Source organism: Neisseria sp. P0001.S005 (genome assembly GCF_051963715.1).
The window spans coordinates 1-296 of record NZ_JBQCTZ010000937.1 but is presented as its reverse complement, the minus strand read 5'-3'; the positions used below and the strand labels follow the sequence as shown (position 1 = coordinate 296).

Genomic DNA, 296 nt, shown 5'->3' with positions numbered 1-296 from the left:
TAGTATTCGTCTTCCTCAGTAGGGGCGAATGACTCTCTGGGGATTTCGATGGTATAGCCGCGCAAGGCAAATGCTTGATCGCGATCGTCTATACCTTCAAATTTGACCTGAAGTTCACCATTGACAATTTTACCTGCCTCAAGCACAACATTCAGGGTTTTGCCATCCTTGCACAACTGCCACTCGGGGTAGTCCAGCAGGCTGTCGGTATATTCGGTGTTGGCGGCAATTTTAAGCCAGCCTTTAATGCCGAATACGCCTTTGATGTAGCCCATGGCTACCCGTTTTTGAGTGTC

Annotated in this window: 1 protein-coding gene; it reads right to left on the bottom strand. The window is 48.6% G+C overall.

All coding sequences use genetic code 11. The features are described from left to right. Positions 1-296 (bottom strand): ribosome maturation factor RimM (gene rimM, locus ACTHSP_RS23580; RefSeq protein WP_440347183.1); only part of this gene is annotated, 296 nt, incomplete at both ends.